We start from the raw sequence: 340 nt of genomic DNA, 5'->3' as shown, positions 1-340 counted from the left end.
ATTGCGTCGGTGAATGGTGATCAGTTCCGTGGCAAAAACGAGTCTGAAATCGCTATCTGGAATGAATGCGCAAGATTGCTTGCCAACGCGATCATCTACTTCAACTCCGCGATACTGAGTCATCTGCTGGGACACTTTGAAGCGAGAGGAGATGAAGAGAAAGCGGGTATCACTCGTGCTGTTTCGCCCGTTGCGTGGCAAAATATCAACTTAAGCGGAACGTATAACTTCACTAATACTGGGAAATTGCCCAATATTGGCGAAATAACAAGGCCGATAGTGGATGATTAGGCTCCAAGCTGAAAGTAAACCACCTCCGCAGCCATTTATTGGTGTGGTC

At 47.1% G+C, this 340-nt stretch carries 1 protein-coding gene; it reads left to right on the top strand.

From position 1 onward, the window contains the following. Positions 1–291: Tn3 family transposase (locus tag ACX5KA_RS05320; protein ID WP_458730594.1), on the top strand; the 291-nt coding region annotated here is incomplete at its 5' end. Between the last annotated feature and the right edge of the window lie 49 nt (positions 292–340).

It is taken from the genome of Alteromonas alvinellae, from assembly GCF_902705805.1.
The sequence above is the reverse complement of the archived record's forward strand: the minus strand, read 5'-3'. Positions and strand labels throughout refer to the sequence as shown.